The 6373-nt window shown below is 65.9% G+C and carries 5 protein-coding genes; 4 read left to right on the top strand and 1 reads right to left on the bottom strand.

What is annotated here, in order from left to right:
- Positions 1 to 135 precede the first annotated feature (135 nt).
- The 4 genes from NP3_RS27355 to NP3_RS27340 all read left to right on the top strand — a co-directional run bounded on the left by NP3_RS27355 (position 136) and on the right by NP3_RS27340 (position 5344).
- On the top strand, positions 136 to 1887 hold the full coding sequence (locus NP3_RS27355; protein ID WP_063044477.1) for an alpha/beta hydrolase: 1752 nt from the start codon (positions 136 to 138) through the stop codon (positions 1885 to 1887).
- Positions 1884 to 2537, top strand: coding sequence for a CPBP family intramembrane glutamic endopeptidase (locus tag NP3_RS27350; RefSeq protein WP_063044476.1), 654 nt, complete (start codon positions 1884 to 1886; stop codon positions 2535 to 2537). The genes NP3_RS27355 and NP3_RS27350 overlap by 4 nt, the downstream gene beginning before the upstream one ends.
- A gap of 238 nt (positions 2538 to 2775) precedes the next feature.
- Complete coding sequence (locus NP3_RS27345; RefSeq protein ID WP_063044475.1) at positions 2776 to 3156, top strand: sterol carrier family protein; 381 nt, start codon at positions 2776 to 2778, stop codon at positions 3154 to 3156.
- Positions 3157 to 3295: 139 nt separating this feature from the next.
- On the top strand, positions 3296 to 5344 hold the full coding sequence (locus tag NP3_RS27340) for an ATP-binding protein (RefSeq protein ID WP_063044474.1): 2049 nt from the start codon (positions 3296 to 3298) through the stop codon (positions 5342 to 5344).
- Positions 5345 to 5348: 4 nt separating this feature from the next.
- Here the strand turns inward: NP3_RS27340 and NP3_RS27335 are convergent, their stop codons facing one another.
- Positions 5349 to 6362: an acyl-CoA dehydrogenase family protein gene (locus tag NP3_RS27335; protein WP_063044482.1), complete on the bottom strand. Its 1014-nt coding sequence runs from the start codon at positions 6360 to 6362 to the stop codon at positions 5349 to 5351.
- Between the last annotated feature and the right edge of the window lie 11 nt (positions 6363 to 6373).

Genomic DNA, 6373 nt, shown 5'->3' with positions numbered 1-6373 from the left:
GCGAACACGCAGCGCCGAAGGCGCTGCAATCAGATACAGCATACTGTTCGAGTGATGATCGCTGCGGACCCGTTGACGTCGCCGCCCGTGCCCGATCCCACCGACAACCCGGGCATCGCGCCGTCGCGCTGACCGATGCTCGAAACCACGACCACCCTGACGAAGCTGCGTGCGCGCGGCGTCGTAGTGGTGCGCCGTGCCGAGGACATCATCGATCTGAACTATGTCGGGCTGGTCTTCGCGACGATCTTCTTCGCACTCTCGGTGACGCCGTCGCTGGTACCGCGCGACTGGCTCTTCCAGGGCCTGATCAGCGGCATCAATGCCGCGCTCGGCTACGGGCTCGGCTGCCTGTTGGAGTGGCTGTTCCGGCTTTGGATCCGGCCGCGGCTGGCCGAGCTGCTGCGCGACCGGATCGCACCGCCGCCGACTTGGGTGCGCTATGCGGTGAAATCGGCGATCCTGTTGACCGCCGCCGTCACGGCGGCGTTCATGCTGGTGCAGTCGGCCCGCTGGCAACGTGAGATCACCGCGCTGATGGGTATGGAGGGCACCACGACCCCCGCGTATCTGCGCACCGGATTGCTCAGTATCGCCGTGGGGACCGGGGTGGTCGCGGCGTATCGGACGCTGCGCGAGATCATTCGTTTCCTGGCTCGCCAGCTCAACCGCTGGGTACGGGTGCCGCGCGAACTGGCGCCGTCGGCCGGATTCCTGGTTCTGGTGGTGCTGACCGTCACGCTGTTCAACGGCGTCGCCTCACGCGCCTTCTTCGCGGTAGCCAACTCCGCATTCAGCGTGCAGAACGATCACACTTCGCCGAATGCGGTCCAACCGGTGCAGCCCGAGCGATCGGGCAGTCCGGCCTCGCTGGCGAAATGGGACTCGCTCGGATTCGAGGGCCGCTGGTTCGTCTCGCACGGTCCCTCCGCGGCCCGGATCACCTCGATCACCGGTAAGCCCGCGCGCGAGCCGATCCGCGCGTATGTGGGGCTGGAGTCGGCGCCGAGCGGTGATGCGCGGGCCGAGCTCGCGGTCTCCGAACTGGAGCGCACCGGCGCGTTCGACCGGAAGGTGCTGGTCGTTGTCACCACGACCGGCACCGGATGGGTGAATTCCATGGCGGCCGGGGCAATCGAGTACATGTACGGCGGCGATTCCGCCATCGTGGCCTCGCAGTATTCGTATCTGCCCAGCGTGCTGTCCTTCCTCGCGGACCGCGGCAAGGCATCGGATGCGGGTAGGCAGCTGTTCGAGGCGGTCTACCAGCATTGGTCGGCGCGACCCGAGGGGGCCCGGCCGAAGCTGCTCGTGTACGGCGAGAGCCTGGGCTCGCAGGGCTCGGAGGCGGCTTTCGAAGGACTCGCAGATCTGCGCTCCAAGGTCGACGGTGCGCTGTGGGTCGGACCGCCGAATTCGAATCGACTGTGGGAGCAGTTCGTATCGCGACGCGATCCCGGATCGCGCGAGGTCGAACCGGTGTACGCCGACGGCCTTGTGGTCCGATTCGCCTCCGACAGTGCTGATCTCGCGCGTCCGACCACCGAATGGCGGGCCCCGCGCATCGCCTATCTGCAGCACGCCTCCGACCCGATCGTGTGGTGGTCCTCGGATCTGATTTTCTCCCAACCGGATTGGCTCTCCGAACCGCGCGGCTCCGATGTGTCATCGCAGATGCGTTGGTGGCCGTTCGTCACGTTCTGGCAGGTCACCTGTGATCTGTCCAATGCACAGGGCGTCGCAGACGGGCATGGGCACCGGTACGGCAGTCTGGTATTGGACGGCTGGATCGCCGTTGCCGCACCGCCGGATTGGACCGTGGAACAGTCCGACAAGATCCGGGCCCAGATCGAGGCTGCCGAGGACTACGAGCGCGAGATCAAATGACTTTTATCGGGCGCGTTGCGAAAACAGCGGTCGCCGTTGGTGTTCCGTTGGCCTGGAGCAATTGGCTGTTGCCGCGCTCGAAACTGGATCTGCGCGGTCGCACCGCTGCCAATGCCGGGTTCGCGACCGGTTACGCGCTGGCATTTCGCGGCCGTCCGAACTGGTTGTCCGCGCGGGGGCTCGGTTACGGACTCGCCTCGGCGGGCGTGGTCGCCGCCGGTTATGGTGTGGCCGTTGCCATTCCGGCGCTGCGCGGTCGTATGGGTGGGTTCAGCGACCGGGCTCCGGATGTCCCGCTCGGTGAGTGGGTCGCGGTACATATCCCGATCGGTACGGTCTACAGCGAGGAACTCATCTTCCGGGCAACATTGAACCCGCTGCTGGACAAGTTTTTCGGGCCACGCGGCGGTGCGTTGATCGGAGCAGCCACCTTCGGCCTCTGGCACATCTATCCCGCGCGCGCCGCAAGTGACAGCGTTCCCGCATCGATCGCCGCGACCGCAGCCGGTGGCCTCCTGTTCGACCTGCTGCGCCGCCGCACCGACAGCGCCACGGCCCCCGCTCTGCTGCACTTCGCCGTGAACGCCGGGGGTGCGCTTGCACCGCGAATCGCCGCCCGGTTCGCCTCGACTGCTGCTCGGGGGAGTTGACTCGGGTGTCGGCTTGTGTTCGGGGGAGCTGACTCCGGCCTCGGCGTGTTCCCCCGGAGCAGCTGCCCGCTCGGCCTCGGCTTCTGTTCGCAACAGGTGATCGGCGCGCCTTCACCACCCACCGGCCAGCGCGGCTGCCGACTGAATGCGCTACAGGTGCGGGACCGGGTTCCAACCGACCGCTCCACCAGTGTTGTCGGAGCCCAGCAGTAATCTCGGCACCGTGGCAGGACGAGGAATGGTGGATCCGGCGAAAATGCGAGCGGCGGTCGAAGCAGTCAGCACTTGGCTGCGCGACGACTCGACGCCCGCCCCCGCCCGGCCCGAACTCGCGGCCGCGGTCCGCACCACCGTCCGTACCCTCGCCGCCTCCGCACCCGGCCACTCGGTCGAGGTCCGCGTCCCACCTTTCGTGGCCGTGCAGTGCATCGAGGGTCCACGGCACACCAGGGGCACACCACCGAATGTCGTCGAAACCGACCCGCGCACCTGGCTCCTACTCGCCACCGGCCTGCTCGATTTCGAGACCGCAGTGGCGAACGGCTCCGTGGCCGCCTCCGGCAGCCGAGCCGCCGAAGTCGCCCATTGGCTCCCCATCGCCCGCCCCACCGCGGAATAACGATCGTGATCGGGCAGCAGCGAGAACCGTACCGCCCGTTATGAACTGGTGTTCGAAAGTTCAGTCCCTCGACAACCATGCGGACGAGGATTGGCGCTAGCGGACGCACAGCTAACCGCTCGGGTAAATGGGGGCCACCATGGACACGATCACCGAACTCGACGACCATTCGCACAAGTACACGATGCGGATCAGCCGCCTGACGATCGACAAGCTCGGCATCCGGCTCTACGACCGTGTCTCCGCGGTGCTCGCCGAACTCATCGCCAACTCCTACGACGCTGATGCCACCAGGGTCGAGGTCTCGCTGCCCTGGGGTGTGACGCTCGCGGGCACCATCCATGCCGCCGAACATGAGCCGCATCGAATTATGGTGCGCGACAACGGACATGGCATGACTTCGGCGGAAATCAACGCGCACTATCTGATGGTCGGCTCGGATCGCCGGGTGCGGGTCGGCACCGATCTGTCGCGACGCCTGGAACGACCGGTGATGGGTCGTAAGGGCATCGGCAAACTCGCGCCGTTCGGGATCTGCCGGACCATCGAGGTGGTGTCGGTCGGCGGAACCGATGCCGAACGCACCGAAAAGGGTTGGCCGGTAGCGAATATCGTGATGAATCTCGACGAGATGCTCTCCGATACCGAACGCGACTACCACCCCCGACCTGGACCGCAGGACGGCACCTTCAGCACCGAGCGGGGTACCACGGTCATCCTGCGCGACTTCCTGCGCAAGCGCGTCGGTTCCGGTCCCGAACTGAGTCGGCAACTGGCGGCACGCTTCGGTCTGGAGCGTGCCGACTGGCAGGTGGAGGTGCACAACAGCATTGCCGAACGCGGCGCACCGCAGAAGTTCGTGCTGCGCGATCTGCCCGTCGATGTCATGGAGGAGACCAGGATCGATGTCGCGAAGCGGCCGGTGTGGATCGGCGACCGCTTCCTGCCGGTGACCGGCTGGGCGGCCTATTCCAAACAGCCCTATCGCGACGAGGCCATGGCCGGTGTCCGGATCTACGCGCGCGGCAAACTGGTCGCACAGACCCGCGACTTCGGCATTCCGGCGGGCTTCACCGGCGAATTCAAGTTGCGTTCCTACCTGGTCGGCGCGGTGCATGTGAACTGGTTGGACGACGAGGAAGACCTGGTCCGCTCGGACCGCCAGGACATCATCTGGAATTCCGAACGCGGTGAGGCACTTTCGGTCTGGGGCCGCAATCTCGTGCGCGAACTCGGGCGGCTGGGTGAGAGTTCGGTCAAACGCCGGGTGTGGGAGGAGTTCGTCGAAAAGTCGGGCATTCTGGTGACCCTGCAGTCGATCGCGCCGCAGGATCGGATGTTCCGCAAGTCGGTAATGGATGCCGCGCGGATCCTGGTGAACAACAAGGATCGTGCCGCGCTGGAGGATCCGAGCCATATCGACAGCATTGTGCGCCTGGCCCTTTCGCTCGGCCCGCAGCGCAGCCTGTTGGAAACGCTGAAGGAAGTCGCCGAGGACACCGATAACCGGCTCGATGTCGTTGTCGCCCTCTTCGAAACCGCGCGGGTGGCCGAGGTGTATTCCCTCGGCCAGATCGCCTCCGAGCGGGTGGCCGTGGTCGATCGACTGCAGAGCCTCGTCGATGACCGTCGGTCACTCGAGCGTCCCTTCCAGGAGTTGATCGAACGGGCGCCCTGGCTGCTGGCACCCGAGTGGACACCACTGGGCATGAACGAATCGTTGAAGCGGGTCCGTGCCAGCTTCGAACGGTGGTACAAGCAGAAATTCGGCAAGGCACTGGTGACCACCGCAATCGGCAGCGAGAAGCGGGAGCCGGATTTCGTGCTCCTGCACGATGCGGGCGAGTTGTGGATCGTCGAAATCAAGCGGATGGATTACCACCTCACCGATGAGGAGTACAACCGCGCCATCAACTATCTCTACGCGCTCGACACCTTTCTCAATGAGAATCCGCGCATCGGTGAGCAATTCCCGCGCCGTCGGCTCACCTTCATCGTCGACCACATCGATAAGCTTCGGCCCGCTTCGCTGTCGTCCCTGGCCAGCGACCATCGTATCGATCGGAGAACCTGGCGCGAACTACTCGACTCCACGTTGCGCGCGCACCGCGACTTCCTGGATCGCGTGTACGCCATGCGCCTCGGCGAACAATCCGAGTCCGATGATGCGGGCGCGAGTGTCGGCTAGCAGGTCAGGCAACCATATGGTCCGGCCGGGTGAGGCGGTCGAGCAGGGCTGCTTTGATGGCCGGACGGGACCCGAAGACCAGGGTGAAGGTGGCCTCGCGGACAGAGCGTTCGGCGAGGTTGCCGCGGGTGACGGCCGCGCTGCCGACTGCGGTCACCAGGGCGGTGGCCATGCGGACCGCGAGTTCGGAGGCACGGGCGCGGGCCAGGTAGACATCCGACTGGCCGGTGAGCGCATCGTCGAGTTCGGTTCGGATGCGGGCGGCTTCGGCGGACGAAGCGGTGGTGTCGATGCCGAGCCGTTTGAGTTCGCCGAGGCAGCGCCGCACGATGCCGAGAGCGATCGCGCCGTTGCGCCAGGCGGCCAGGATGAAGGAAGCGTTGAAGCTGCGCAGCGAAAGCCGGTTGTCCACAGCGGAATCGGGCACCTGGACGCCGTCGAAGGTGAGCGTCACGGTCTTGCTCGCGTCGGCGGCGATGAGCGGGAGCGGGGTGGCATGCACCGCAGGGCCCGGTTCGGCGGGCACCAGCACGCTGATCAGCGATCCCTCGTCGTCCGCATCGCGCGCCATCACGCCGAGGACGTCCACCAGACCCCACCCGGTGACGAACGGTGTGGTGCCGTCGAGCACATACCCACCGTCGACGCGACGCGCGATCAAGCCGGGTTGGTCGTTGGCGCCCGCGTAACTCACACCCGCGCGCACCCGGCCGTGCCGCAGGTCCTCGGTAAGTCGTTCGCGCAGTTCGAGATTCGGTGAGGTGGCGATCCGTCGCGCGACCCCCAGATGCTGCGCCCAGACGAAGGTGGTCGTCAGACATCCGGCGACCAGGATCTCACCGGCCTGGGTGAAGGTGGCGATATCCATATCTTCGGCCATGGTCGCGCCGTAGAACCCGTACTCGGCGAGCAGGTCGAAATGGGTGCCGGGAATTTCGCCGGTGCGGTCGACCGCGTCGGCCTGTGGTGCGAATACTTCATCGGCCAGATAACGCGCGTGTTCGATCCACGAATTCACAGGACCCATCT

The sequence above is a fragment of the Nocardia pseudovaccinii NBRC 100343 genome (assembly GCF_001613225.1).
GTDB lineage: Bacteria > Actinomycetota > Actinomycetes > Mycobacteriales > Mycobacteriaceae > Nocardia > Nocardia pseudovaccinii.
The sequence above is the reverse complement of the archived record's forward strand: the minus strand, read 5'-3'. Positions and strand labels throughout refer to the sequence as shown.

Coding starts and splice junctions, on each gene's coding strand:
- NP3_RS27340 (WP_063044474.1), top strand. CDS start 3,296: ATGGACACGATCACCGAACTCGACGACCATTCGCACAAGTACACGATG.
- NP3_RS27355 (WP_063044477.1), top strand. CDS start 136: ATGCTCGAAACCACGACCACCCTGACGAAGCTGCGTGCGCGCGGCGTC.
- NP3_RS27345 (WP_063044475.1), top strand. CDS start 2,776: ATGGTGGATCCGGCGAAAATGCGAGCGGCGGTCGAAGCAGTCAGCACT.
- NP3_RS27350 (WP_063044476.1), top strand. CDS start 1,884: ATGACTTTTATCGGGCGCGTTGCGAAAACAGCGGTCGCCGTTGGTGTT.